Source organism: Stenotrophomonas sp. 2201_Sma (assembly GCF_056486685.1).
This window is the reverse complement of sequence record NZ_CM151329.1, coordinates 4007569-4033971: the sequence shown is the minus strand read 5'-3', so window position 1 is coordinate 4033971 and position 26403 is coordinate 4007569. Positions and strand designations below refer to the sequence as shown.

20 protein-coding genes are annotated in these 26403 nt (G+C 67.8%); 10 read left to right on the top strand and 10 right to left on the bottom strand.

Annotated features, from left to right (window positions below; translation table 11 throughout):
• Positions 1-56: 56 nt before the first annotated feature.
• The gene (locus ACZLIF_RS18545; protein ID WP_128987703.1) at positions 57-2105 is read right to left on the bottom strand and encodes a TonB-dependent receptor domain-containing protein; all 2049 of its coding nucleotides are present in this window, start codon (positions 2103-2105) and stop codon (positions 57-59) included.
• 220 nt (positions 2106-2325) lie between these two features.
• Between ACZLIF_RS18545 and ACZLIF_RS18540 the strand changes: the two genes are divergently transcribed.
• Entirely contained in the window at positions 2326-2880 is a 555-nt protein-coding gene (locus ACZLIF_RS18540; RefSeq protein WP_478462653.1) for an NAD(P)H-dependent oxidoreductase, read from the top strand.
• 16 nt (positions 2881-2896) lie between these two features.
• On the top strand, positions 2897-3490 hold the full coding sequence (locus tag ACZLIF_RS18535; RefSeq protein WP_128987705.1) for a TetR/AcrR family transcriptional regulator: 594 nt from the start codon (positions 2897-2899) through the stop codon (positions 3488-3490).
• A 13-nt stretch (positions 3491-3503) separates the two neighbouring features.
• On the opposite strand, the gene ACZLIF_RS18530 is transcribed toward ACZLIF_RS18535, so the two are convergent.
• Complete coding sequence (locus ACZLIF_RS18530) at positions 3504-4292, bottom strand: D-alanyl-D-alanine carboxypeptidase family protein (RefSeq protein WP_128987706.1); 789 nt, start codon at positions 4290-4292, stop codon at positions 3504-3506.
• 120 nt (positions 4293-4412) lie between these two features.
• On the opposite strand from ACZLIF_RS18530, the gene ACZLIF_RS18525 reads away from it, so the two are divergent.
• From ACZLIF_RS18525 to ACZLIF_RS18515, 3 genes are all read left to right on the top strand, one after another.
• Complete coding sequence (locus ACZLIF_RS18525; RefSeq protein WP_128987707.1) at positions 4413-5963, top strand: alkaline phosphatase; 1551 nt, start codon at positions 4413-4415, stop codon at positions 5961-5963.
• Positions 5964-6024: 61 nt separating this feature from the next.
• On the top strand, positions 6025-6591 hold the full coding sequence (locus ACZLIF_RS18520; protein ID WP_065174424.1) for a GIY-YIG nuclease family protein: 567 nt from the start codon (positions 6025-6027) through the stop codon (positions 6589-6591).
• A gap of 315 nt (positions 6592-6906) precedes the next feature.
• Positions 6907-7803 (top strand): LysR substrate-binding domain-containing protein, encoded by an 897-nt coding sequence (locus ACZLIF_RS18515; RefSeq protein WP_065174425.1) that lies wholly within the window; start codon positions 6907-6909, stop codon positions 7801-7803.
• Between the two features lie 51 nt (positions 7804-7854).
• On the opposite strand, the gene ACZLIF_RS18510 is transcribed toward ACZLIF_RS18515, so the two are convergent.
• The gene (locus ACZLIF_RS18510; protein WP_128987709.1) at positions 7855-8571 is read right to left on the bottom strand and encodes a transporter substrate-binding domain-containing protein; all 717 of its coding nucleotides are present in this window, start codon (positions 8569-8571) and stop codon (positions 7855-7857) included.
• A gap of 81 nt (positions 8572-8652) precedes the next feature.
• Here ACZLIF_RS18510 and ACZLIF_RS18505 point away from each other — a divergent pair, with 81 nt between their 5' ends.
• Positions 8653-8808, top strand: coding sequence for a VOC family protein (locus tag ACZLIF_RS18505; protein WP_164972334.1), 156 nt, complete (start codon positions 8653-8655; stop codon positions 8806-8808).
• A gap of 23 nt (positions 8809-8831) precedes the next feature.
• Here ACZLIF_RS18505 and ACZLIF_RS18500 read toward each other — a convergent pair whose 3' ends face one another.
• Positions 8832-9671 (bottom strand): arylamine N-acetyltransferase family protein, encoded by an 840-nt coding sequence (locus tag ACZLIF_RS18500; protein WP_128987710.1) that lies wholly within the window; start codon positions 9669-9671, stop codon positions 8832-8834.
• Between the two features lie 203 nt (positions 9672-9874).
• On the opposite strand from ACZLIF_RS18500, the gene ACZLIF_RS18495 reads away from it, so the two are divergent.
• Entirely contained in the window at positions 9875-12409 is a 2535-nt protein-coding gene (locus ACZLIF_RS18495) for a methyl-accepting chemotaxis protein (protein WP_128987711.1), read from the top strand.
• Positions 12410-12445: 36 nt separating this feature from the next.
• Here the strand turns inward: ACZLIF_RS18495 and ACZLIF_RS18490 are convergent, their stop codons facing one another.
• Together ACZLIF_RS18490 and ACZLIF_RS18485 are read right to left on the bottom strand one after the other, a co-directional pair.
• Complete coding sequence (locus ACZLIF_RS18490) at positions 12446-14962, bottom strand: PepSY domain-containing protein (RefSeq protein WP_128987712.1); 2517 nt, start codon at positions 14960-14962, stop codon at positions 12446-12448.
• Positions 14963-15123: 161 nt separating this feature from the next.
• A complete protein-coding gene (locus tag ACZLIF_RS18485) occupies positions 15124-17670 on the bottom strand; it encodes a TonB-dependent receptor plug domain-containing protein (RefSeq protein ID WP_128987713.1) in 2547 nt (848 codons plus the stop codon).
• A 296-nt stretch (positions 17671-17966) separates the two neighbouring features.
• On the opposite strand from ACZLIF_RS18485, the gene ACZLIF_RS18480 reads away from it, so the two are divergent.
• Positions 17967-18887: a bifunctional helix-turn-helix transcriptional regulator/GNAT family N-acetyltransferase gene (locus ACZLIF_RS18480; protein ID WP_065181626.1), complete on the top strand. Its 921-nt coding sequence runs from the start codon at positions 17967-17969 to the stop codon at positions 18885-18887.
• 37 nt (positions 18888-18924) lie between these two features.
• Here ACZLIF_RS18480 and ACZLIF_RS18475 read toward each other — a convergent pair whose 3' ends face one another.
• The 4 genes from ACZLIF_RS18475 to ACZLIF_RS18460 form a co-directional block, all read right to left on the bottom strand.
• Positions 18925-19491 (bottom strand): redoxin family protein, encoded by a 567-nt coding sequence (locus ACZLIF_RS18475; RefSeq protein ID WP_128987715.1) that lies wholly within the window; start codon positions 19489-19491, stop codon positions 18925-18927.
• The gene (locus ACZLIF_RS18470) at positions 19488-21866 is read right to left on the bottom strand and encodes a protein-disulfide reductase DsbD family protein (RefSeq protein ID WP_128987716.1); all 2379 of its coding nucleotides are present in this window, start codon (positions 21864-21866) and stop codon (positions 19488-19490) included. The genes ACZLIF_RS18475 and ACZLIF_RS18470 overlap by 4 nt, the downstream gene beginning before the upstream one ends.
• On the bottom strand, positions 21863-22201 hold the full coding sequence (cutA, locus tag ACZLIF_RS18465; RefSeq protein WP_478462180.1) for a divalent-cation tolerance protein CutA: 339 nt from the start codon (positions 22199-22201) through the stop codon (positions 21863-21865). Before cutA ends, ACZLIF_RS18470 begins: the two co-directional genes overlap by 4 nt.
• Positions 22202-22269: 68 nt before the next feature.
• Positions 22270-24060 (bottom strand): endonuclease, encoded by a 1791-nt coding sequence (locus ACZLIF_RS18460; RefSeq protein WP_065174432.1) that lies wholly within the window; start codon positions 24058-24060, stop codon positions 22270-22272.
• Positions 24061-24372: 312 nt separating this feature from the next.
• Between ACZLIF_RS18460 and ACZLIF_RS18455 the strand changes: the two genes are divergently transcribed.
• Complete coding sequence (locus tag ACZLIF_RS18455; protein ID WP_006396661.1) at positions 24373-24660, top strand: co-chaperone GroES; 288 nt, start codon at positions 24373-24375, stop codon at positions 24658-24660.
• Positions 24661-24741: 81 nt separating this feature from the next.
• Positions 24742-26391 carry a chaperonin GroEL gene (gene groL, locus ACZLIF_RS18450; RefSeq protein ID WP_053515717.1) on the top strand — a complete coding sequence of 550 codons (1650 nt, stop codon included), beginning with the start codon at positions 24742-24744 and terminating at the stop codon, positions 26389-26391.
• The last annotated feature ends 12 nt before the right edge of the window (positions 26392-26403 follow it).

Below are 26403 nucleotides of genomic sequence, written 5' to 3'. Positions count from 1 at the left end.
CGCGGATGCACGGCAGGATCCCTTCGCTGCGCGAAGGGATCCGAGCCAGTGCTGCATCAGAACCGTGCGGTGGCGCCCACGAAGAAGGTGCGCGCGCCGCCGTCGTAGTTGTTGCCTTCGTCGATGGTGGACACGTCGCCCACGTTCAGGACGCCGGCACGCAGGGTCAGGTTCTCGTTCACGTCGAAGCCGGTCACCAGATCCCAGGTGGTGTACGCCTTGGCGAAGGTCGCGCTGGTGGCCGATACCAGTTGCTTGCCGATGTGCTGCGCACTGGCATTCAACGACCAGGCATCGGTCACCTGCCATTCCAGCGAGGTGTTGGCGGTCAGCTCCGGTACTACCAGCAGGGTAGCGCCGGTGGTGCGGTTCTTCGATTCCAGCATGCGCGTGGCGTGGGTGGTCCAGCTCAGGCGTTCGTGCAGCGGCACGGTCACGCTGGCTTCCACACCGCGGGTGCGTGCCTTCTGGATGTTCTGTGCCACCGTCCACCAGTAGCCGTTGACGAAGCTGGTGGTCTGGCCGGGGATCTGGCTCAGCGGCACCTGTTCGATCTTGTCGTCGAAGTTGGTCAGGAAGTAGGTGGCCGAGGCCGACCAGCCCTCGCGGTCGAAGCCCACGCCCAGCTCGTAGTTGGTGCTGGTCTCCGGTTCCAGGTTCGGGTTGCCGGCCATGTAGCAGCCGCGCGTGCCGTCGGCATTCACCGAACGGCTGCTCCAGCCTTCGGCGGTCAGGGCACGGCAGCCGTTGCCGCCGGACTGGGTCGCAGCGCCGGCCGTTCCCTGCTTCAGGTTGGGGGCACGGAAGCCCTTGGAAATGCCGCCGCGCACGGTCCATGCATCGGCCGGGTGCCAGACGCCGTAGATGCGCGGGCTCAGGTTGTCATCGTAGTTTTCCGTGTTGTCCCAGCGCAGGCCCAGGGTCAGCACGAAGCGCTCGTGCAGGGTGAGGTGGTCCTCGGCGAACAGCGCCCAGGAGTCGGCCTCGCTGGTCGGGCTGATGCGGCCGCTGCCCGTCCAGGTGACCGGAACGGTACCGATGGTGTCGCTGTTCTCCAACTCCTCGCGTTTCCACTGCCCGCCCACATTCAGGCTGTGCTCGACGCCCCAGTGGAAGCCGGTGTTGAAGGCGGTATCGAACACCGTTTCCTTCGAACGGTTGCCGACGTCGCTGCCCTTGTCTTCGTATTCGTTCTGCACCAGCGTGGTCTTGGACGTGGTGGCGTCGCTGTAGGTGCCGTCATGGCGGATCACGTAGCCGGTCTGCACCAGCTTGGACAGTCCCCAGCTGTTGACCTGGCCGGCCCCGCTGTTGCGCTGCGTTCCGCGCGAGGCCTCCACGCCCACGACGTGGCTGTCGCTGATGCGCCAGTCGAACAGCACGTTGGCGTTCTCTGCCTTGTTGCCCGGTGTCTGCCGCGCGCCGCGGTCGGATTCGCGGTCAGTGACGTTGGCGCCGATGCGCACGCCCAGGTTGTCGGTCAGCGGGCCACTGAACAGCGCTCCCATCTGCGTGGTGTTGCCGCGGGTGTCCGAATCGGGCTTGCTGTAGTTGAAGGTGGCCGAGCCGCCCCAGTGGTCGGCGATCTTGCGGGTGATGATGTTGATCACACCCCCCATCGCGTCCGAACCGTACAGCGAGGACATCGGGCCGCGCACCACTTCGATGCGTTCGATCATGTCCGGCGACAGCCAGTTCAGATCCTGCGGGCCCAGGTCATCACGATAGTTCACGCCGGCCGAGCTGCCCTGGCGGCGGCCATCGATCAGGATCAGTGTGTACTGCTCGGGCAGGCCGCGCAGCCGGATCTTCGACTGCGCACCGGACAGCGCGTAACCGCCGGTCACGCCGGGCACGGTGCTCAACAGCTGGCCGATGCTGCTGACCGGCTTGCGCTCGATGTCCTCGCGGGTGATCACGCTGATGCTGGCGGGGGCATCCCGGATCCACTGCTGGGCGCCGGTGGCGGTGACCACCACGGTGTCCATCTGCTTGGCGGCGGCATCGGCTGACGCCTCGGCGTGGGCCTGGGAGGCGAGGGCAAGGCCGATGGCCACGGCCAGCGTGGCAACGGAACGACGGGACTTCAGACTGGCATGCAACATCGCGCGGTACTCCGGGTGAGGGGGTCCACTGGCGATGGCTGGGACGTCCGTGTGGGGTTTCATATTTCCTTAACAATCGTATCACGAATCATTTGCATTTGAATTGAGGCGATACAGAACGCCAGAAACAGTGTCCTGCTGGGAGTGCTGACCGGGCTCGATGCGCTAGTTACCATCAGTAACTAATAACCAAGGAGTTGCCCATCCCGATCCTGCCTCGCTGACCCACGCGGTAGCCGCGCGCATCGCGCAGGCCATCGCCGATGCCGGTGAGAGCAATACCACGGCCATTGCCGATCTGATGGCCGAAGGCTTCGACCCGCGCTTCAATGGGGAGGACCAGGCCCTGTTCCGCGGCATCGCGCCGCCACCGGCCGATGTGGCGGCCGAGCACGCACGGCTGGATGCAACCGACACCCTGGTGCTGGTCTATCCGCTCTACTGGTGGTCGTTCCCGGCGCTGCTGAAGGGCTGGATCGATCGCGTTTTCACCCAGGGCTGGGCCTACGCCGAGGGTGCCGATGGCAAAGTGGAGAAGCGGCTGCAGCGGCTGCAGGTGCATCTGGTCGGCATCGGGGGTGCCGATGCCGCGATGATTGAACGCCGTGGCTATGGCGCGGCCATGAACACGCAGATCGACATGGGCATCTTCGATTACTGCGGCGCGCGCGTGCTGTCCTCCACCCTGCTGCTGGAGGCGGACACCGGGGCGGCCGCAGCGCATCTGCAGACCGCGATGGAGATCGGCCGTAAAATCGGACATCCAACGAGCTGACAGCCGTGTTCCGCCGATGCCTGCCACCGACACCCCCACGCGTCGCCGACTGACCCGCGAGCAGCGGGCCCGCCAGTTGCTGGAGGTCGCATGGGCGCTGGTGGGCGCCGAAGGCACCGATGCCTTGACCCTGGGGCGCCTGGCCGAAGCGGCGGGCGTGACCAAGCCGGTGGCCTACGATCACTTCGTGACGCGCAACGGCCTGCTGGCGGCGCTCTACCATGACTACGACCAGCGGCAGACGCTCATTTTCAATGACCGTATCGCCGCGGCGCCGGCAGAACTGACCGCGCGCGCAGCGGCCATCGCGTCCGGTTACATCGACTGCGTGCTGAGCCAGGGCAGCGACGTGCAGAGCATCCTCGCAGCGCTGGTCGGCGCGCCGGAGCTGCGCGAGGTGCGGCACTGCTACCAGCAGGAGTTCATCGACAACTGCGCGGACTGGCTGGGCCCGTTCGCCGGTGACGGCCAGGTACCGGTGGAGGGGCGCTGGGCGATCCTCGGCGCTGCCGAAGCGCTGTCCGAAGCGGTGGCCAATGGCGCGATCGGCAAAGCCGACGCGGAACGCGAACTGCAGCGGGTGATCGTATCCACCGTTGTACGGGACTGACTGCCCGCGCAGCTCAGGCTTCTGCGACGGTGTTGCCGGCCAACGCGGCGAATCCACTGGCGAGATGCCTGCGCACCCGCGCATCGCGTGCTTCGCGGTCTTCCGAGCCAAGCACCACGGTGATCAATCGCACCGGCTGCGCGTGTCCGGCGATGGGGCGGCGCGCCGTAGCCGCCAGGCAGAACCCGGCCGCGCGGGTATAGCCGGTCTTCAGGCCGTCCACACCTTCATCGGCGAGCAGTGCGTTCTGGTTGCTGCGGCTGAACGTCCCGTGCGCGAACGCCGGCTGTGCGGTGATGGCCAGCACCTGCGGATGATCTGCCAGCAGGCGGCCCGCCAGCACCGCCATGTCGCGTGCGCTGGAGACGTGCCGCGGCGTGGTGATGCCGGACACCGACGCGAACCAGGTACTGCCCAGGCCGAGACGCCGCGACAGCGCGTTCATGCGCTGCAGGTACGCCGCCTGCGAGCCGTGCAGATGGCGGGCAAGCACAAGGGCCGCGTCGTTGCCCGATACCACCAGCATGCCCTGCAGCAGCCGGCCCAGCGTGACCGTTTCGCCGGGCACCAGGCCCATGCGCGTTTCATCGTCAGCAACCGCCTGCACGTCCTCGGCGGCAACCGTCACCGGCATCTCCCAAGCGGCGGCGCCGGATGCGACCTGTTCGTAGGCTGCGTACGCGGTCATCAGTTTGGTCAGTGAAGCAGGCGGACGCTGCAGGTCGGCGTTCTCCTGGTGGATGACCGCGAAGCTGCCGGCATCCAGGGTGATCGAGGAGACCGGGGGACGTGGAGACGGCATGGTGGCGCGGCAGGGGAGACGTTCCACAGGATACCGCTGCCAGGATGCGTGAATCTGCAATATTGCAATGATATAACGTCGCGCATTCCGGGCCACCTGCCCGACCCCACAGGATGCACGATGACCGCACACACGCCGCGCCGTTGGCTCTACCCTTCGATTCTGGCCGCGCTGGCAGCCCTCGCCGGCTGCCAGCCGGCACCGCGTGCGCAGGCGCCGGTGGCGACCGGCGGCTACCCGCACAACGTGATCGTGATGATCAACGACGGCGCGGGCTGGGGAACCTGGGATGCCGCCGCGTACTGGCAGTATGGCAGTCGCGAAGGCGCTCCGTACGCGCACTTCCCGCAGCGCCTTGCGGTGGCCACGTTCCCGCTCAACGCCAGCAGCCAGCCCACGCACGATTCGGCGCAGACGCTCGGCTACGACGCCGCGAAAGCATGGGATGCCACCCCGGTACCGGCAGCGGATCTTCCGTTCGCCGGTTATCAGTACCTGGCCGCGGTGGCGACCGACAGCGCCGCGGCGGGCACGGCGTTGTCGTCGGGCATCAAGACGTACAACAACGCCATCAACGTCAACAACGACGGCGTCGCGGTAGAGTTCAACACCCTGCGCGCCAAGCGCCTGGGCATGGCAACCGGTGTGGTCACCTCGGTGCCGTTCTCGCACGCGACACCGGCCGCGTTCGCCGCGCAGAACGCGTCGCGCAACAACTACCATGCCATCGCCCACCAGATGCTGGCCCAGGGCCACATGGACCTGGTCATGGGAACCGGCGGCCCCGGCTACAGCGTCGATGGCCGCGCCTGCGATGACGATGCAGGCGCAGTGAAGGAAGAGGGTTGCGCGAACGCCTGGGAGTGGGTGTCGCAGCAGGACTGGCAGCAGCTGGAAGCAGGCACCCCCATCGCTGGCAATCCTGCCGGACCGTGGCGGTTGATCCGCAGCAAGGAAGCGTTCGCTGCGCTTGCACAGGGGAGGGTGCCAGCCGACCGCCCGTTGATCGGCGTACCGCGTGTGGCCAGCACCCTGCAGCAGGCGCGTCAGCTGCAGGTCCTGGGCAGGGATGAGACCACTCCCTCCGGCGTGAGGAAGATCGACAGCGTGCCGGACCTGGCGACCATGACCCGCGGCGCCTTGCAGTTCCTGCAGCAGCGCTCGTCCAAGGGCCTGTTCCTGATGGTGGAAGGTGGGGCCACCGACTGGGCCGCGCATACCAGTGCGTGCGGCACCGAATGGCATTACGGCCAGTGCGGCGACCAGCCGCAGTACGGCCGCCTGATCGAAGAGACGGTCGAGTTCAACGATGCGGTATCGGCGGTGGTGGCGTGGATCGAGCGCAACGGCGGATGGCAGCGCAATCTGCTGATCGTCACCACCGACCACGACAACAGCATGCCGATGGGGCCCGACGCGCAGCAGGTGGCGTTCGAGCCGGTGCGCAACAACGGGCGCGGGCGGATGCCGGGGATGAGCTTCCGCCCCACCGGCAATCATTCCAATGCACTGGTACCGCTGTGGGCCAAGGGCGCCGGCGCGGAGCGGCTCGGCGCCCGCGTGCGCGGCATCGACGCCGGTTACCGCCAGCATGTGCGGTGGAACGATGGCAGCTACATCGACAACACCGACGTGGCTGCCGCGATGCAGGACGTGCTGCAGCGGCCGTGACCCGAACGGCGCACGGTCCGGCCCGGTTGCCATCGCGTCCGAAGCGATGCAGCCTGCGCCGATGGAACCGCAGATCCGCATCGATGGTCGTGTCTTCGCCTACGTCTTTCCCTGCGCCTGGGAGGATTACGCCAAGATCGGCTTCTCGCGTGACCCGCTCGGTCGCATCAGCGCACTGCATCGGCGCTGGTTCGAGTTCTTCGATCTGTGCGCCGGGGCGCTGGTGGAGGCGGAAACCGAGCGCGATGCGCGTGACCTGGAGCTGGAGCTGCGTGCCCCCTTCCGAGCACATCGCGCGCCGGCACCGATGACCGTGCAGGACAAGGCCGGCGGACGCACCGAATGGGTGCGTGGCGCGAACCAGGCCCTGTCCGATGCTGTGCGTACGCTGGATGGGCGCGGATATCGGACCTTCCCGCTGCGCCCCTGGCTGCGCGCCGCCATGGTCCAGCGGCTGGATCGCCTGCATGACTGGGCCGCCCTGCAGCTGCCGGAAGAGGAAAGCCTGCGCATGCCGGGCAGCCCCGGACCGGCGCTGCTGCGCGATACCCTCGATGGCTATCGCGCGCTGGACATCGACCCGCTGCCATCGCTACCGCCCCATGTGCAGGCCTGGTACGGGCATTAGCGCCCCGGCACTGGTAAGCCCGCCGCTGCCGCGCTCAGCGCGGGGCGGGGCAGGTGGGGCAAGTCACCTTTGCTGCAGCTGGACGGTCGAGGTGTGTGCTCCGGTACGGCTTTGCCGGTGCCCCGGTCGTGCTGGCCACCGGCGTGGCCAACCGGCGGGCCAGCTCGGCGCTTGCGATGTGACCGTGCAGGAACAACAGACTGCTGAAGATGTTCATGATCGTCGCTCCACTTGAGTGGATTGAACGATACGGGCAGCATGAGGACGTAAAAAGCGACATTTCCGCAAGTTTGACTTGAACAGGATTCAAGCCTCATGTCCCGCCCACCCCTCCATGCCCTGCAGGGTTTCGTGGCTGCCGCGCGCCTGGGCAACCTGTCACGCGCCGCGGCGTCGATGAACCTGACCGTCAGCGCGCTCAGCCACCAGATGCGGCAGCTCGAAGAACGCCTCGGCCAGCCGCTGCTGGTCCGCCAGGCGCGCGGGGTCGCACTGACCCTGGAGGGCCAGCGCCTGCTCGATCGGGTCGGGCCGCACCTGGATGCAATCAACGAGGTGTTCCAACGCTACGCCGCGCGCGCCGAACATGTGCTGACGATCAGCGCCGTACCGTCGATGGCCTCCGCATGGCTGGTGCCACGGCTGGGTCATTTCGTCGCCGCACACCCGCAGATCGAGATCAACCTGCAGTCCAGCGAACGTCTTGTCGATTTCGATCGGCAGCTGCAGTTCGACGCGGCGTTGCGCGTAGGCGGCGGGCAATGGGCCGGGCTGGTGGTCGAGCGGCTGTTCGATGAGTGGCTGGTGCCGATGGCCAGCCCGGCGCTGATCGCGCGGATGGGCGGCATCGACCGTGCTCCACTGGCGCAGTGGCCGCTGCTGGGCGATCCGGATGGCGCATGGGCCGCGTGGTTTGCCCTGATCGGGCAGAGCCCCCCTTCGCGGTTCGTGGCGGTGCTCGACGATTCGGAAGCGCATCACCGTGCAGCGCTCGATGGTGTCGGCGTGGCCCTGGGCCGGCTGACGCGCGCGCGCCTGCTGCTGGATTCCGGCCAGCTGGTCGCATTGTCGGAGCAGCGGCTGAAAACCGCCTGGCCGCACTGGCTGGTGTATCCGCAGCGCTCGGCGCGCCACCGTGGATTCCTCGCCTTCCGTGAGTGGTTGCATGCGCAGGCCAGCGAGCATGCGCGGCACATGGAGACGCAGGGCTGATCCGGCCCGGCGCACGCAGCCACCTGTCGCGTGCTGCGGGCCACTGCTGCGTCATCGCACCAGGGTGACCGCCTGTCCGGAACGTGCGAAAGCGTCCTCGAGCAGGGGCCCTGCCTTGATCGCCTCGACCTCGTCGAACAGGGCCCGCAGGGCGGCAGCGGGGCGCGCCGCAGGTGCGGCCACGGCCTGCTGGATCGCAGTGAAGCGGTCGGCGAGCACGCGGTGTCCCGGATGCTGCAGTGCCCAGGCCTGCAGTGGCTGGCGCACGCCAGCGGCGGCATCCAGGCGCCGTGCGTCAAACAGATCGATGGCCGCCGCCGACGTGTCGGCACGCTCGATCGTGGCGTGCCGCAGTTCCCGGCTCAGGAACAGATCGTAGGCGGCACCCCGGCCAACGGCGATACGCAGCCCACCGCGATCCAGATCGGCCACCTGCCGCGCGGGACTGTCCTCGCGCACCAGGTAGGTTCCTTCGATCTCCACATACGGTGCACTGAAGGCGATGCGGTCGGCACGTGCGGGATCGATGGCGAGAAAAGCCAGGTCCCATGCGTCGTCGGCTGCCGCCGCGACCACCGATGCGGCCGCATCGTGACAGGTGAATCGCGCCTGCACGCCCATCCGCTGCGCCAGCGCGGTGGCCAGCTCCACCGAGGGGCCGCGCGGCGATCGTGTGTCGCCCTGCGCGAGGACCGGATTCCCCAGATTGATGGCGACGCGCAGATGGCCCAGTGGCGCCAGTGCACTTCGGTGATCGGCCAGGGTCATGCAGCGCTCCGCGAAGGGTGGGCAGGCCAGCATGCCCGCAACGATGCGCACGGAATGTCAGGGCGGCGCCATCCTGCGACGATGAACCCCATCGCGCATGTCGAGATTCCGTCCAGCGACCTGGCTCGCGCCATCGCCTTCTACCTGCAACTGCATGATGCCGGCCACTGGCGGGTGGCCGAGATCTGCGACAGCGAGGGCAACCGCATTGCGCTGCAGGCGCCGGTGACGTTGTAACCCGGGCACCGTGCCGCGCGGTGCTACCGTGATGCGGCGTGCGAGCGCTGCAGCCAATCGGTGATCGCCGGGTCGAGCCGCGCATCGTCCGGCACGCGCAGGCCGAATGCCGACTGCAGGACGTCGCGCACGTCGGCGGCATCGCGCAGCGGACGCTTGAGCGGCGCCTGCCCGGGGCGGTACTCGGTGTAGTTGCCACTGCCGATGGTGCGCCGCCAGTCCGGGCCGGCCAGTGACGCGCGCAGCTGGCCGGGGAAACCCGAATCCGGGTGCGTGCACACGTACCAGTTGGCCACCACGTTGTCGATCGGCGCTGGCGGCCGCAGGTCGAAGCGGTACATCGCCCGCCATGCGTCGCCCGCCTGGGCGGAAAGCACGAAGTCGTCCTCACCCGCCAGCTGCTGCAGCTGGAAAGACTCGTGCGGCGTGGCCTGCGGCGCCGTTTCGTACAGCCGCAGCGGCACCGTCGGCGTCAGGCCACCGAAGCCGGCATCGACCAGCCAGTCCTCTCCCTCCACGTGCACGCGCAGCAGCAGGTGGGTACGCGCCGTCGGGGCATTGTCCTGTGCCGCCAGCAGCACGCGCGCGCTCAGCGGCTGTGCGTCGAAGCCCACTGCCTGCAGGAGCGCCAGCAGGCCGCCGTTGAGTTCAAAGCAGTAGCCGCCGCGCTGCTGGTCGAGCAGCTTGTGCTGCACGCTGTCCAGATCGATCGGTACCGCGTCGCGCAGCAGGCTGCTGAGGGTTTCAAAGGGGAGCAGGGCGTTGTGGCGCTGCAGCAGCAGGGTCAGTCCGGCAAGGTCCAGCGACGGCGGAGCATCCAGTTGCAGGCGCTGCAGATAACGGGGGACGTCGAGCGGGGTCATGGCGAGGGCGGCCGGTGGGAACAATCCCACTGTGCAACCACAACCGGGGTTGAGGTCAAGCGCGGGCGCTGTGTCACGTCTCCGTCGCCTGGGGCCGGTACAAAGAGCGCAACCGGCACGGTGCGTGCCACGGCATCGGCAATGTGCCTAAAGTTGCCGCCGGTCAGGCCGATACAGGTGCGTCCTTCCGCCTGGAGTCTGTGATGTCGGCCGCCGTCCCCCTTCGGTCCCTGCGCACCCGTCTCATCGCGATGCGCTCGGCGTTTCCACGCCTGCTGGTCTGGCTGCAGCCGCATCGACTCAGCGTGGCCAACAAACTCAAGGCCACCCTGCTGGTCTGCGGCGCGGGCCTGGTGGCGATCGCCGCCGTCCATGCCTGGACCGGCCATGCCAGCAGCCAGGCCGCACGCAGCCAGGCCAGTTACCAGCGTGGCAGCGATCTGGCCGCACGCCTGGCGACGCGGGTGGCGGAGGCGCGTCGCCTGCAGACCCAGTATGCACGCAGTTTCGACGATGCTGACCGCAGCCAGCTGCAGGCGGCCCAGCAGGCACTGCAGGTCGATCTGAAGGCGCTCAGGGCGATGCCGATGGATGCCGGTCGCCGCAAGGCATTGCAGGCGCTCACCGAGGCCGCCGAGGGATTCTCGCAGGGAGTGGCTGCGCTGTTCGAACGTGTGGACGAGATGGGGCGTGGTGATGCCGGCCTGGCTGCACAGCTGCAGCAGGCCGCCGATGCCCTGCAGCAGCAGGTGAATGGCCTGGACCGGCCGGCACTGGCGCTGCACCTGCAGAAGATGCGGCGCCAGGAAGCGCTGCTGCTGCTCGATGGCGATTCGACTCATGCCGACCGCGCCAGCGAAGAGAAGCTGCCGTTCGATCTGGCGCTGGCGGGGTTGCCGCCCGACGTGCAGGAGGCGCTCCGCAGCGGCATGGACGCCTATCAGTCGGCACTGCTCGGCTATACCGCTGCCCGCGTCGGCCTTGACGTGGAGACGCAATCGCTGATGGAGACGGCTGCCGGCGTGGCGCCCGCGCTCGCCGCCTTCCAGCAGGCACAGGTGAATGCGCTGGCCCTGGCGCAGGCGCGGCAGCAGGCCGGTGCACGCACCATGAGCGTGCTGTTCGCCCTCACCCTGCTGCTGGTGGCCGGCGTGCTGATCACCAGCCTGCTGCTGGTGCTGCGCGCGGTGCGCAGGCCGATCCAGGACACCCTGCGGTTCGCCAGCGACATCGCCGATGACCGGCTCGATACCACGTTGCGCGTGCACAACGCCAACGACGAGATCGGCCAGCTGGCACAGCGCCTGGTGGACATGCAGCAGCGGCTGCGTGCGCGCATCGAGACCGAGCGTGCGATGGCCCGTGGCAACACGCGCGTACGCCAGGCCCTGGACTGCGCGCAGACCGGGCTGATGGTGGTCGATGCCGAAGGCCAGGTGGCCTACGCCAATCCTGCGTTGCGGCACGTGCTGGGCCTGCAGGCCGACGCGCTGGTCGGCACTGACGCGCGGGACCTGCATCCGGCCCTGGCCGGCCTGGTCGACGCGCCCCACCGCCAGGAGCGGGAAATCAGTCATGCCGGTGTGCGCTATCAGTTGATCGCCAATGCCATCGTCGATGACGACCAGTTCCTGGGCGTGGCGCTGGAGTGGCGCAGCCGTGCGCTGGAAACGCTGCTGGAGACCGAGGTGGCGGCACTGGTCGACGCTGCCGCGCAGGGTGACCTGCACGGGCGCATTTCGCTGCAGGGCAAGCACGGTTTCGTGCATACGCTGTCCACCAGCATCAACCGCCTGCTGTCCACCTTTGAAACCAACCTGGGGGACCTGCAGGCATTGCTGGCGGCGTTGGCCCGTGGGGATCTCAGCGTGCGCATGGAAGGTGAGCTGCAGGGCGTGTTCGCACGCATGCGCGACGACGCCAATGCAACCGTCGCACAGCTCGGCCGCATCGTGACCCGCATCCAGCGCGCCGCCGCCAGCTTGGACAGCGGTGTCGGTGAAATCGTTGCCGGCCATCACGACCTCTCGCAGCGTACCGAGCAGCAGGCGGCCAATCTGGAAGAGACCGCAGCCTCGATGCATGAGCTGACCGACACCGTCGGCCGCAACGCCGACGCCGCCGGACGTGCCGACGCGCTGGTGCAGGGGGCTGCAGCGGTTGCACAGCGGGGTGGGGTGGCCGTCGGTCAGGTGGTGGAGACCATGCAGGGCATCAGTGAAGCATCGCACCGCATCGGGGACATCACCCAGTTGATCGACGGCATCGCATTCCAGACCAACATCCTTGCGCTCAACGCCGCCGTGGAGGCTGCGCGTGCCGGAGAGCAGGGCCGCAGTTTCGCGGTGGTGGCGGCGGAAGTGCGTCTGCTCGCGCAGCGCAGTGCCGAGGCAGCCAGGCAGATCAAGGCGCTGATCGAGGATTCCGTGGCACGCGTCGGCCAAGGCAGCGTGCAGGCCGCGCAGGCGGGCACCACCATGGACGAGATCGTCGGCAGCGTGCAGCAGCTGGCGGACCTGCTCGCCGGCATCCGCAGCGCCTCGCAGGATCAGCACGCAGGCATCGCCCAGGTGAACCACGCCATCGTGCAGATGGAGGCCAGTACCCAGCGCAATGCCAGCCTGGTGGAAGAAGCCGGCTCGTCGACCGCGCAGATGCAGGCGCAGGTGCGCGCGCTGGCCGAAGCCGTGTCCGCGTTCCGCCTGCAGCCGGACCGTCAGGCCCGCGCGGCGGCGTGATCGCGTCCGCCGCCGGGTCCAGCCCGGCGGCGCGGCTCAATACACGTCGCGCCGGTAGCGACCGCTCTCGAGCAGCGTTTCCACCACCTCGTCACCGAGCGCGCCCCGCAGTACCTGATCCACGCCCTCGGCCATGCCCTGCAGCGAGCCGCAGACATGGATCACGGCGCCACGCTGCATCCATTCCCGCAGTTCATCGCAGGCCGACCGCAGGCGGTCCTGGACGTAACCGCCCGCTGCGTCGCGCGAGAACGCCAGGTCGACCCGGATCAGATGGCCCTGCGCCTGCCATGCGCTCACCTCATCGGCGAACAGGAAGTCATGAGCGCGCTGGCGCTCGCCGAACAGCAGCCAGTGGCCGTGCTCGCCTGCGTGTGCCGCCTCGCGCAGCAGGCCGCGCAGGCCGGCGATGCCGGTGCCGTTGCCGATCAGCACCATGGGTGCGCACGGCACGCGATGGAAGCCGGGGTTGCGGTGCACGCGCGCGGCGATGTGCGCGCCTGCCGGCGCATGCAGCGACAGCCAGCCCGAACCCAGCCCCGGGCGCCCGTTGTTGTCGTGCACCAGGCGCACGACCAGTTCCACCACGCGATCGGCCGGGCACGAGGCGATCGAATACTCGCGGCCCGGCAGTACGGGCAGGGCCGTCAGCCAGCGTCCGGCATCCTGCACCTGCAGCGCACTGGCCGCGTCCGGCAGTTCGCGTTCGCTGGCCAGGCACTGCAGGGTCTGCGTGCCGCCTTCGATCAGCAGCGGTTGCAGCGGGTCCAGTCCATGCGCCAGCAGTACCGCACGGGCATGCGCGGCGCTGTGCCGCGGCGCGATGTGCAGGATGTCGCCGGCCTGCCACTGCACGTCATCCGGCGCGGCCAGCCGGATCCGCCAGATCGGACCACCGACGCTGCCCGGGTTCAGCTGCTGGCGATCCAGCAGCTGCCAGTCGTGCATACGGGTGGCCGCCGGCAGCACGCTGTCGTCGGCAGCAATGCCGGTCAACAGGCCGAGCTGCTGCTGCCACTGGCGCAGTGCCGTGACCGATGCAGCGTCCACGTCGATGCGGTCGAACTTCGCGCGGGCACCGTTGCCCAGCAGCCACGCATCGAACTGGCGGCCGAAGGCGCAGTAGTGCGGGTACTGGCGGTCGCCCAGCGCGAGCATGCCGAACTGCAGTGTGGCCAGGTCCAGGGATCGGCCCAGCAGCTGGCGCGAGGCACGTCGTGCCGAATCCGGCGGTTCGCCGTCACCAAAGGTACTGAGCACGAACAGCGCGTGGCTCGCCGCCTGAAGGCGGTGCGCGTCGATCCTTGCCAGCGGCAATACCTGCACCGCCTGTCCGCTGGCCTGCAGCTGCGCTGCCGCGCGCCACGCCAGCTGTTCGGCCAGGCCGCTCTGGCTGGCATGCACCACCAGCCATGCGGCGCCGTTGGCTGCGGCCGCCGGCAGCGGCTGGCGCAGCGCACGTGCGGCGCGCTGGCTGCGGCGACGGTCGAGATAGAGCAGCCAGCCGGTGATGAAGAACAGGCTCATGCCCAGGCTGCTGAGCATCACGATGATGCGCCCGGGAATCCCGAAGTAGCTGCCCGAGTGCAGCGCGAACACGCTGGTGGCCAGCTGACCGCCAGCGCCCTGGCGCGCGTAGGGACGCGCGTCCAGAATCGCACCGCTGGCAGGGTCGAGCTGCAGCAGATCGTGCGCGCGGTCATGATGGCCGCCGCGCAATGCTGGATCGCCCGCCATGGTCCGCACATTCAGTGCCTGGCCGGGCTTCTCGGGCAGCCGCAGGTCGATGTAACCGGTGCGCACCCCGGCCTGCGCGTACAGCGTCGTTTCCACGCGGCGCAGGTCGAGCACGGCGCCGGCATCGATCACCTGCTTGGCCGGTGGCGCCACGCCGAGCAGGGCATTGGCCGCGCTGCGATACCAGTCGAACGACCACCACAGGCCGGTCAGGGCACTCATCAGGTAGATCAGCAGCACCCAGGTGCCGGCCACCGAATGCAGGCTCCACAGGAAGCCGCGGCCGCTGCGCTTCCATTCCACGGCCAGCCAGCTTCGCCAGTGCCACCAGCGGCGGGGCCAGCGCAGGTAGAGCCCGGACAGCGTGAAGAACAGCAGGGCGATCGCGCAGCTGCCGGTGATCCATTTTCCGCGCTCGCCCGCGGCGAGGTGGCGGTGCAGGTCTTCGACGAAGTCGAAGAAGGCCTGCCCGCGCAGGGCGCTGAAGCGCTCGCCGCTGTAGGGGTCGAAGTACACCCAGTGCGCTTTGCCGCCGGCGAAACGGGCCACCGATGGGCGCTGGCCGCTGGCATCCACGCGCAGCCGCTGCAACGGCCGTTTGCTGTCGGCCTGCAGCATCGGCACCAGCTCGCTCAGGGGCAGCGGCTGCTGGCCTTCGGCATGATGTTCGGCGATGGCGGCGAAGCCGGGGTTGGCGGCGCGCAGCAGTTCATCTTCAAAAGACAGGGCTGCGCCGCTCAGGCCCATGATGGCCAGGACGGTGCCGGCCGTGATGCCCAGCAGCCAGTGCAGTTGGAACAGGACGTTCTTGAACATCTGGGGATGAAAGCCAGGAGGGCTGCCGCCCGCATCCTGCGCAACAGCAAATGAGAATTAGTCGCGTAATTCTCGGGGGCGCCCTGCCTGCGGTCAAGCCGGTGGGGTGGCGCCAGCGACGGGGCCTTCCATGGCCACCGTTGCGCGCACTTGTACCTGCGTCAGAACTTCCAGCCCACCCGCGTGTAATAGAACCCGCCGTTGAATCCGTAGGGCGAATGCACCGGATACTGCGCACCGGCCACGCCCCCCCAGGGGTTGCTGGCCGGCACACGGTCGAACAGGTTCTGCGCGCCCACGCTGACGTACAGGCCCGAATCGAACTTCCAGCCCACCTCCGCATCCACGATCAACGCGCTGCCCCCGTAGATCGGCAGGCCGCCGTCCTCGGCGGAGATCACGCCGCTGTCCAGGTGATCCTCGTACCAGCTGCTGTAATAGTTGAACCGGAGATTGGCGTGGAAGATCTGCCGCTGGTGATTGATGCTGAAGTAGCCCTTGGTCCTGGGCAGCGATTTCTCCAGCTTGTACACGCGCGCTTCGTCGATGAAGTCGGTGTCGTAGCGGTCCACCTTCGTGCGGTTCCAGTTGGCCGCCAGCGAGTAGGTGGTGACCCCGCCGAAGTCGTTGCTCTTGAAGCTGGTCACCAGGTCCACGCCGGTGGTGGTGGTATCGAAGGCGTTGCCGAAGTAGGTTACCTGCGAGATGGAAGCGGCTTCTGCATTGCCGCCGGCCACCAGCGCCGCACGCTCCTCCGGAGTGACTGCAAAGCTGGTGCTCAGGGCAATGCGGTCTTCCACCTTGATCTGATAGCCGTCCAGGGTGACCAGCCAGTCACCTTCGGTCCACACCGCGCCCAATGACACATTCCTGGACTCTTCCGGAGTAAGCGGCTGCGCGCCCTTGAGCTGGGCAATCGGATTGGTCGGCGGCAGGGTGGCGATGTCTTCCAGTGCGGTACCGCCGAACACGGTGCTGATCTGGCTGATGTTGGCCTGGCCGGGAGTCGGCGCACGGAAGCCGGTGTTGTAGGCGCCGCGCAGAGCGAAGTGCTCGTTGAAGTCGAAGCGCGCGGTGAGCTTGCCGGTGGTGGTGCTGCCGAACGAATCGTAGTCCTCGTAGCGCAGCGCACCGGCCAGCAGCAGCCGCTCGGTGAGCTGTGCTTCCAGGTCGGCGTAGGCGGCCCAGTTGCGACGATCAAAGGTGCCGGCGGTGCGCGTGCTGAAGCCGTTGAACCCGTTGGAGCCCAGCGCGAAGCCCTGCTCGGTCAGCGGCCCGATGGCCGTGGACGGGCCGTCACCGGGGCTGATCCTGAAGCTCTCCTCGCGCCATTCGGCACCCATCGCCAGGCGCAGCGGCTGGCTGCTGAAGCTGACCGGGATGTCCCGGCTGACGTCCACATTGAGGTTCTTTTCGGTCTGGGTATTGCCACCCGGGCGGAACAACAGCCCGGCCGGCTGGTCGGGACCGAGCGAGGCGTTGACGGTGTTGTAGATGGTGAACTCGATGTCGTTGCGTCCCCAGGAGCCGCTCACGTCCCAGTACCACTCACCCCAGGTGCCTTTGGCGCCGGCGAACACCGAGGCGTCTTCCAGTTTGCCGCCGAAACGTGGGGTGAAGCCGCCGGGCAGGCTGGACAGGAAGGTAAAGCAGTTGGCGGGCAGGGCAGCCACCGCGCCGCTCACGGTGCCGTACGGCAGCAGGTTGCCGGCGCCATCGCGCAGGGCGATGGTGGGGCATGCGCCCACGCCGGTCAGGTTGCCCACCAGCAATGTCTGGCCGCCATCGTTGGAGTAGACGCCCGAACGTGCGGTGGGGTCGCGGTAGTAGAACCCGCCATCCACTTCACGCTTGGCGTAATTGCCGAACAGGTAGAACTCCACGTTCTCGGTGTCGTAACCGAGGTTGGCGACCAGCTTGAGGTCGTCGTCCACCTTCGGCGATCCCCAGATCTGCGCAGGATCTTTCACCCCGGGATAGCCTGCCGCTGCGGCCGCGGCGGCATCGTCGCGCTGCACACTGCGCGAGGTGTCGTCGGCGTTGCGCCATTCGGCCGTAAGGGTGGCGAAGCCGTGCTCGGTGAGCGGCAGGCCGATCTGCGCCGAGTACTGGGTGGTGAGCCCGTCGCCCTCGTAGTACTGGCCGGCGAACACCTCGGCGGTGCCGCCTTCGCGCAGCTTCTTCAGGCTGAAGTTGAGCACGCCGGCAATGGCGTCCGAGCCGTATTGTGCCGCTGCGCCGTCGCGCAGCACGTCCACCTGTTCCAGCGCCAGCGAGGGGAACACGGACAGGTCCGGTCCCTGTGCGCCGTCAGACAGTCCGTGGCCGAGGAACGTGATCACCGCCGAGCGGTGGAAACGCTTGCCGTTGACCAGCAGCAGGGTGTTGTCCGGCGGCAGGCCACGCAGGTTGGCCGGACGCACCAGGCTGGCCGCATCGTCGATGGGAATCGTGCTGACGTTGAAGGAAGGCACGAGCACTTTGAGCTGGTCGAGGGCGTCGGTCGCGCCCTGGTTGCGGAACTCTTCACCGCTGATGATGTCGATCGGCACCGCCGACGAGGACACCGTGCGCGGTTTGGTGCGGCTGCCCAGTACCGAAACGGTATCCAGGGTGGTGGTGGCCGCGTCGGGCGTCGTCGATGTGCCGCTGTCCTGCGCCCGGGCAACGGGGCTGGTGGACAGCAGCGCGGTGGCGAGGGCCACCATTACTGCGGATGCCAATGGCGTGATTGCGTCTGGAGCCTGAACACTTCTGCGAATTCCGTGTTTCATGCATGCACCCTGCAGTCGATTTGAGTGGTTTGTCGGTCAGTCGTTCATCCTGTTGGTTCTCCTTGCAGCCAGGGGCCCTGGTCGCTAAACGCAGAATTAACAGAACGTAAACCGTACTGCAACGAATCTTTCGTTTTAAGGCGTCAAGGCGCGGAATGGATCGCAAAACAGCGTTATATAGTTGCTCGGGGCATGTACTATGTGCCCAAGGCAACCATCAGGAACGTCCCGTGTCTGCGCTCACTTCCGATCCCGTTGCACAGGTCCGCGCCTTCAACCGCTTCTACACCCGCAGGATCGCGGTGCTTGAGGAGCGTTTGCTGCACAGCGACTTCACCCTCACCGAGGCGCGGGTGCTGTTCGAACTGGCGGCGGGCCAGGGCATCACGGCTGCGCAGCTGGGCCATCGGCTGGACCTCAACGCGGGCTACCTCAGCCGGCTGCTGAGCGGGCTGCAGGCGCGCGGTCTGGTTCAACGCGAACCGTCGGTGATGGATGCGCGCGCGAACCGGCTGGTGTTGACCGAGGCGGGCCGCGCCGCCTTCGCACAGCTGGATGCAGCGTCCAGCGAAAGCGTCGCTGCCATGCTGGGAGATATCAGCGAAGCAGGATGCCAGCGCCTTCTGGAGGCGATGGCGCACATCCAGGCACTGCTGGGAGGTGCATCGTCGGATTGCGTGCTGCGCGATCCCCGCCCCGGCGACATGGGCTGGGTGATCCAGAAGCACGGCGCGCTGTATGCACGCGAATTCGGATGGAACGCGGAGTTTGAAGCGCTGGTGGCCGACATCGTCACCCGCTACCTGCGCGAACACGACCCGCAGACCGAGCGCTGCTGGATCGCTGAACTGGACGGCACCCCGGTGGGGTCGGTGTTCGTGGTCCGGCACGACGCGCACAATGCCAAGCTGCGGCTGCTGCACGTCGATGCCAGCGCGCGCAGGCGGGGCATCGGGCAGCGACTGGTGGACGAGGCGATGAGCTTCGCGCGCGCGGTGGGCTACAAGCGCATGGTGCTGTGGACCAATGCCGCGCTCATCGACGCCCGCGGCCTGTACGAACGGGCCGGCTTCGAACTGATGACCGAGCAGCACGAGCAGCTGTTCGGCCAGCCACAGGTGTCCCAGCTCTGGGCGCGCTCACTGGTCTGACCGGGATCAGGACGCGTGGATGCCGGCCGCGGCCAGCTTACAGCCGGGCCCACGTCTGCACTTCGCCGGCGGCAAACGGCCCCAGCTTCTGCTTCACGATGCGGCCCTGTGCATCCACCAGCACGCTGTAAGGCAGCAGCCCCTGGGCATTGCCCAGCTGCACGCTGGCATCGCGCGGACCGGGCGTCTCCAGCACGATCGGGTAGTCCACCGGCACCCGCTGCAGGAAGCGCCGCACATCTTCGGGTGTATCCAGCGCCAGCCCCAGCACCTGCACGCCGTCAGGTTGCTGCGCCTGCGCGAAGCGCGACAGTTCCGGCATTTCCTCGACGCAGGGCCCGCACCAGCTGGCCCAGACATTGATGAGCAGCGGCCGGCCGGCAAAACGCTGGCGCAGATCGAGCGGCTGTCCCTGCAGGTCCGGCAGCACCAGTGCGGGCAGGGCATCGCCTGCCTGCAGCACGGGCAGCGGTGCTGCAGGTGGCTGCGCGTCTGGATCGCCAGCGTCCGCCGCCGGCACCGGCGTCAGCCGATGGCCGGCCCACAGGCCCAGGCCGGCAGCCAGCACCGCGGTCCACAGCAGCGCTGGCCGTTGCCACCTCATCGTGCGGTGCGCAGCAGCGCTTCTTCGACCACGGCCTGGGTAAGCAGGGTCGGCAGCACCGTCGGCGGTGCGCCGGGGCCGTACACCACGTAAAGCGGAACGCCCACGGCCTTGTGCTCATCGAGGAAAGCGGTGATCTGCGGGTCCACGTTGGTGTAGTCGCCGCGCATGTACACCGCGTTGGTGCGCCTGAGCAGCTCCCTGAACTCCGGTCGCGACAGCACGGCACGCTCGTTCGCCTTGCAGCTCACGCACCAGTCGGCGGTCATGTTGACGAACACCACGCGGTTGTCGGCACGCAGGCGGTCGAGCAGCTGCGGCGAATACTCCACGACGTTCTCGCTGGTGGCCTGTGCCGCACGTGCCGGTGGCGTCAGCTGGGTCACGCCCCACACCGGTACCAGCGCGGCGATTGCCAGCAGCACGCCCAGCAGGCCGGCCGCGCGCTGGCTGCGCCAGCGGCTGCGCTCGAACAACCACAGGCCCAGGGACAGCAGCAGCAGCCCACCCAGCGCCAGCGCCATGCCGTCCACGCCACGCTGCTTGCCCAGCACCCACAGCAGCCACAGTGCGGTGGCATACATCGGGAACGCCAGCACGTGCTTGAGCGTTTCCATCCACGGGCCGGGCTTGGGCAGGCGCCGCGCGAGCGCCGGTACGAAGCCGATCAGCAGGAACGGCAGGGCCAGGCCCAGACCCAGGAACAGGAACACGGCCATCGCCTGTACGGGCGTGGCAACGAAGGCATAGGCGACCGCGCCTCCCATGAACGGACCGACGCACGCGCTGCCGACCACGCAGGCCAGCGCACCGGTGAAGAAATCGCCGGCCGGACCGCTGCGACGGGCGAGTGACTGGCCGAGGTTGCCCAGGCCACCGCCGAGGGTGAACACGCCGGACAGGCTCAGGCCAACCGCAAACATGATGTAGGCCAGTGCCGCGACCACGCCTGGGTGCTGCAGCTGGAAACCGATGCCCACCGCATTGCCAAGCATGCGCAGGCCGACCATCAGCGCGCCGATCACCGCGAAGGCGACCAGTACGCCCAGCGTGTACCACATGGCGTGGCTGCGGGCGCGCTCGGCGCTCTCACCGCTCTGTGCCAGGCCCAGCACTTTCAGCGACAGGATCGGCAGCACGCAGGGCATCAGGTTCAGTACGAGACCACCGGCCAGTGCCAGCAGCAGCACCCACAGGAACGAACGGTCCGGATCCGGGGTGGTGGCCGGCGGGCGGGTACGCAGCGCGTTGTCGCCCCGCGCATCGGCGGCGAACCCTGCCTGCGCGCCGTCCACATCGGTACGCGCCGGTTCGCTGTTCGGCACGGTCGGCAGCAGGCGCAACGGGGTGCCGTTGGCAGCCTCGCGCGGTGCGGCGCTTCCCGCCGGCAGCGGTCGGATCATTTCGCTGCGTGGCGCAGGCTGGCCGGCGTGGGCGCTGATCTTTCCCGCGGGGATCGACAGCTTCACCCGGCGGGTCATCGGCGGGTAGCAGATGCCATCGGTCTGGCAACCCTGGAAGGTCACCACCAGTGTGCTGTCCACCGCGTCGGTCACCGTGCGGCGCAGCGGCAGCGGCACTTCGACCTGGTTGAAGTACACCGACACATCGCCGAAGTGCTCGTCGCGATGCGACTGCGCGGCGGGCCAGCGCGGCGTATCAGCCAGCACACCGGCACTGCCTTCCAGCTTCAGTGAAGTGCGATCGCGATACAGGTAGTAGCCCGGCGCGGGACTGAAGCGCAGCAGCAGGGTGTTGCCATCGCTGGCGATCGCGTCGAAGCCGAAGGCTTGTTCGGAGGGCAGCGGAAGCGCCTGGCTGTTGCTGCTGCCGGGCAGGCGCAGGCCACCACCGCTGCCGGCCCCGGCAAGCGGAGTGTTGAACGCGTTCACGCCGGTGACCCGCGCGGTTGGCAGGGCGGCTGCGGCGCCACCGCCACCACCGGGCAGAGTCACCTGGACCACGCGCTTCTGCGGCGGGTAGCAGACACCGGCATCGGCGCAGCCCTGGTAGCGCACTTCCAGGCTGAGGGTGCCGGCCGCATCCGTCGGGGCGCCCGGCAGCGAAACCTGCAGGCGTTCGCGGTAGGTCTCGACCTCGCCGAAGAAATCGTCGTGGTGCTTGGTGCCGCTGGGCATCTGCAGCGCACCGGCATTGAAGGCCGGGTCGGCCTTGACGCTGGTGCGGTGGCGATAGAGGTAGTACCCCGGCGCGATCTTGAACTGCAGCTGGATCTGGTTCCGCTCCGGCGCACTGGCGGTCAGCGCGAACGCCTGGTCCACCGGCAGCAGATCTTTCTCGTCCAGGGCGAATGCAGGCAGGGCCAGCGAGAGCAGGGCGCACAGCGCGGCGGCACGGGCAAACAGATTCATCAAGCGGTGTCCTCCCGGGTCTGCGCCCGGATCCAATCCAGATAGGCCGGCAGTCCGGCCCGGGTTTCGACCGCGATGCACTCGGGGAGTTCATACGGATGCAGTTCGACGATGCGTGCCATCGCTGCTTCCACGCGCCTGGCCGTGGTCTTCACCAGCAGCTGCAGCTCGGCATCGGTAGTGACCTCGCCCTGCCAGCGGTAGGTCGACTGCGCCCCTTCCAGGCGCGTCACGCAGGCGGCCAGGCGCTCGCCGACCAGCGCATGCGCGATGCGCTCGGCACTGGCCCGGTCCGGGCAGGTGGTCAACAGCAGCAGGACGGGATCGACGGTCGGCATGACCGTCGAGTATAGGGCCGCCGCCGGATCAAGGTCCGGCGGCGGCGATGGACCGCTGCGTTGCGCGGTCAGTTGGCCAGCTGGCAGGTCGCCGGCTTGGCCGAGGTGAACAACGCCGGCGTCGCCCACTCGGGGTGGTCGATGAACGGGTTACGGTTGCCCTGGAAGCTGTAGATCACGTCGTTGCGCGCGCGCTCGGCGTCGTCCGGCGGATCGGACAGATGCCAGTCGATCAGGGTCGAGAGCAGGCCCATGTAGGCCGGCGAACTGCTGGTCCTGACGATCCGGCTGCGGTCGTCGGTCAGCTCCAGGTCCGGCTCGGACTGGCCGGTGGCTGCATCCTTGCCGCCCTCGTAACGGATCGCCATGTACATCACCGCGCGCGCCATGTCGCCCTTGCGATGGCCCCACACCTCGAAGGTGCCGGTGTTGCCGTCCGGCGTGCGCACCCAGTTGGAATTGCCCGGGTAGCCGCCGCTGCCGCCGCCATGGCCGTTGTTGGCCTCGGTGGCGCGCTCGCCACAGTTGGCATCGCACTTGCCGAACGGCTTGTTGCCGCGGTCGGCATTCCACTGCGCATCGGTCAGGTACAGCATGTGGGTGTCGGTGTAGGGCGCGTAGGGCAGGCCCTTGTCGCCGGTGGTGCTGGCAAAGCCCAGCGAGTTCGGCCAGGTGTGCTCGCGGTTGTAGGTCAGGCCACTGCCCGTGCCAGCGCGATCGCTGACCTTGGCGTAACTGCGGTTGCGATAGGCATCGAGGATGCGGTTGGGGTTGTTCGGATCCTCGTCGGCGATCTCCAGGATGGTCCAGGTGCTGGTGCCCGAGCCGCTGTACGGATAGGCAGTGTGGCCCTTGATGGTCGCGTGCAGCGAGCAGCGCAGCTGGCTCGGGCTGGAGGTATTGACCCTGGAGTAGTAGCCCGCCGGTACGCCAGGATTGCCCGGATCGGGGTTGCCCGTGGCGCTGGCCACGGTGAAGGCGATGCGGCTGTCGGCAGCCGGATGCGCGCCCTGCAGGTCGGTGATGCGCGCGGCGCGGATGTCGAAGCGGCAGGCCTCACCGGCCACCAGCGCGGTGTTGGTGGACAGCTTCACGCTCCTGCCGCTGGCCGGGTGGGTCAGCGGTACGCTGCCGGAGGCGCCGCAGCTCAGCGCGAAGGCGCCGCTGGCCAGGTTCACCGTCTCGCTGAACACCACTTCCAGATCGGCCGCGGCCGGGAACGTGCTGCTGCCCTGGGCGGGGGTGGTGGTGGACACCGATGGCGGCGTATTGGGACCGGGCGTACCCCCACCGCTGAAGGTCTGGCCGTTGTTGCAGCTGCCGAAGGTCTGCGTCGCCGATTCGGCCCAGGTGAAGTGGGCGTACTGGCTGCCGCTGCCCGTCAGCTGCAGTGAGGTGCCGGGGGCCGTGCTGTTGGTCTCGGCCACCGGAATGTTCTGGCTGGTCATGCCTGCGGCAGGACCGCCGGAGGCAGTGATCGTGCCCTCATAGCTGAGGAACTGGACCACCTTGCCGCTGGCGTCGACCAGCGCGATGCCGTCGTTGGGACCGTTCTGGATGCCGTTGGTCGGATAGCTGACCACGGCCAGGGTGGCGCTGCCGCACCCGGCCGCGCTGCCGGCAGGGACGGCCGTGTTGGCGTACACCGAAGCGGCCGACGGCGTGCTGCCGTTGTACAGATACAGCCGATAGCCGGACAGATCCTCGCCGGCGGTGGCCACGACCTCGATCGCCTCGCCGACGTCACCGGCTGCGGTGCTGTCGTCGTAATGCAGTTCGTTGATGAAGACCTCGGCCTGGGCCGGCGCGGTGGCCAGGGCCAGCACGCAGGCGGTGGCGAGCGGGGACAGCAATCGCATCGACGACTCCTTGTGATTGGGAATGCGCGGCCGAGCCTAAGGCCGATCCAGTGACACTTTGTCGTAAATGAACGTCAGATATCTGACAGTGCGACGTTGGTCACCTAATGCGGGGCCACCCCACCGCACTGCCGCAGCGTCCGGCGCGGAAACTTTTTTCGCGACGCCCCTTGAAAGCCTCCCGGGGGGCTCCATCTCTGCCGTGCTCCCGACCTTGTCGGGTTTCTTCACGTGCGGTTCTGGCACTCGCCTGGTGCGAGTGCTAACATCGCCGGACTTTTTTAGACCAATCAATCACTTAAGAGGTCTCCTATGAGCATCAAGCCGCTGCACGACCGCGTTGTGGTCAAGCCGATCGAAGCCGACGAAATCTCCGCCGGTGGCATCGTCATCCCCGACTCGGCCAAGGAAAAGTCCACCAAGGGTGAAGTCGTGGCCGTCGGCCCCGGCAAGCCGCTGGACAACGGCAGCGTGCGCGCGCCGTCCCTGAAGGTCGGTGACAAGGTCATCTACGGCCAGTACGCCGGCAGCTCGTACAAGAGCGAAGGCGTCGAGTACAAGGTCCTGCGCGAAGACGACGTGCTCGCCGTCATCGGCTGAGCCCCGCCGCGACCTGTTTCAACCTGATCCCCACATCCCAGCCGCCGGGCACGGCCCGGCGCGACCAATGAGGTAATTGCAATGGCTGCCAAGGATATCCGTTTCGGTGAAGACGCCCGTTCGCGCATGGTGCGCGGCGTCAACGTTCTCGCCAATGCCGTCAAGGCCACCCTCGGCCCGAAGGGCCGCAATGTCGTGCTCGAGAAGAGCTTCGGCGCCCCGACCATCACCAAGGACGGCGTCTCCGTCGCCAAGGAAATCGAACTGGCTGACAAGTTCGAGAACATGGGCGCGCAGATGGTGAAGGAAGTTGCTTCGCGCACCAACGACGACGCCGGCGACGGCACCACCACCGCCACCGTGCTGGCCCAGGCCCTGATCCGCGAAGGCGCCAAGGCCGTTGCTGCCGGCATGAACCCGATGGACCTCAAGCGCGGTATCGACAAGGCCGTCGTGGCTGCCGTCACCGAGCTGAAGAACATCTCCAAGCCGACCGCTGACGACAAGGCGATCGCCCAGGTCGGCACCATCTCGGCCAACTCGGACGAGTCGATCGGCCAGATCATCGCTGACGCGATGAAGGAAGTCGGCAAGGAAGGCGTGATCACCGTTGAAGAAGGCTCGGGCCTGGACAACGAGCTGGACGTGGTCAAGGGCATGCAGTTCGACCGCGGCTACCTGTCCCCGTACTTCATCAACAACCAGCAGTCGCAGACCGCTGACCTGGATGACCCGTTCATCCTGCTGCACGACAAGAAGATCTCCAACGTCCGTGACCTGCTGCCGGTGCTGGAAGGCGTCGCCAAGGCCGGCAAGCCGCTGCTGATCGTGGCCGAGGAAGTCGAAGGCGAAGCGCTGGCGACCCTGGTGGTCAACACCATCCGTGGCATCGTCAAGGTCGTGGCCGTGAAGGCCCCGGGCTTCGGCGATCGTCGCAAGGCGATGCTGGAAGACATGGCCGTGCTGACCGGCGGCACCGTGATCTCCGAAGAAGTGGGCCTGTCGCTGGAGAAGGCCACCATCAAGGACCTGGGCCGCGCCAAGAAGGTGCAGGTCTCCAAGGAGAACACCACCATCATCGACGGCGTGGGCGACAAGGCTGCGGTCGAATCGCGCGTTGCGCAGATCAAGACCCAGATCCAGGACACCTCCTCGGATTACGACCGCGAGAAGCTGCAGGAACGCGTGGCCAAGCTGGCTGGCGGCGTTGCCGTGATCAAGGTGGGTGCGTCCACCGAAATCGAAATGAAGGAAAAGAAGGATCGCGTCGACGACGCCCTGCACGCTACCCGTGCAGCCGTTGAAGAAGGCGTGGTTCCGGGCGGCGGCGTTGCACTGGTCCGTGCGGTCACCGCGCTGGCCGGCCTGAAGGGCGCCAACGAAGACCAGAACCACGGCATCCAGATCGCCCTGCGCGCGATGGAAGCCCCGCTGCGCGAGATCGTCGCCAACGCCGGCGAAGAGCCGTCCGTCATCGTCAACAAGGTCAAGGAAGGCAGCGGCAGCTTCGGCTACAACGCCGCCACCGGTGAGTTCGGCGACATGCTGCAGTTCGGCATCCTGGACCCGACCAAGGTGACCCGTTCGGCGCTGCAGAACGCGGCCTCGATCGCTGGCCTGATGATCACCACCGAAGCCATGGTTGCCGAAGCTCCGAAGAAGGACGAGCCGGCCCTGGGCGGCGCCGGTGGCATGGGCGGCATGGGTGGCATGGGCGGCATGGACTTCTAAGGTCCGCTGTTC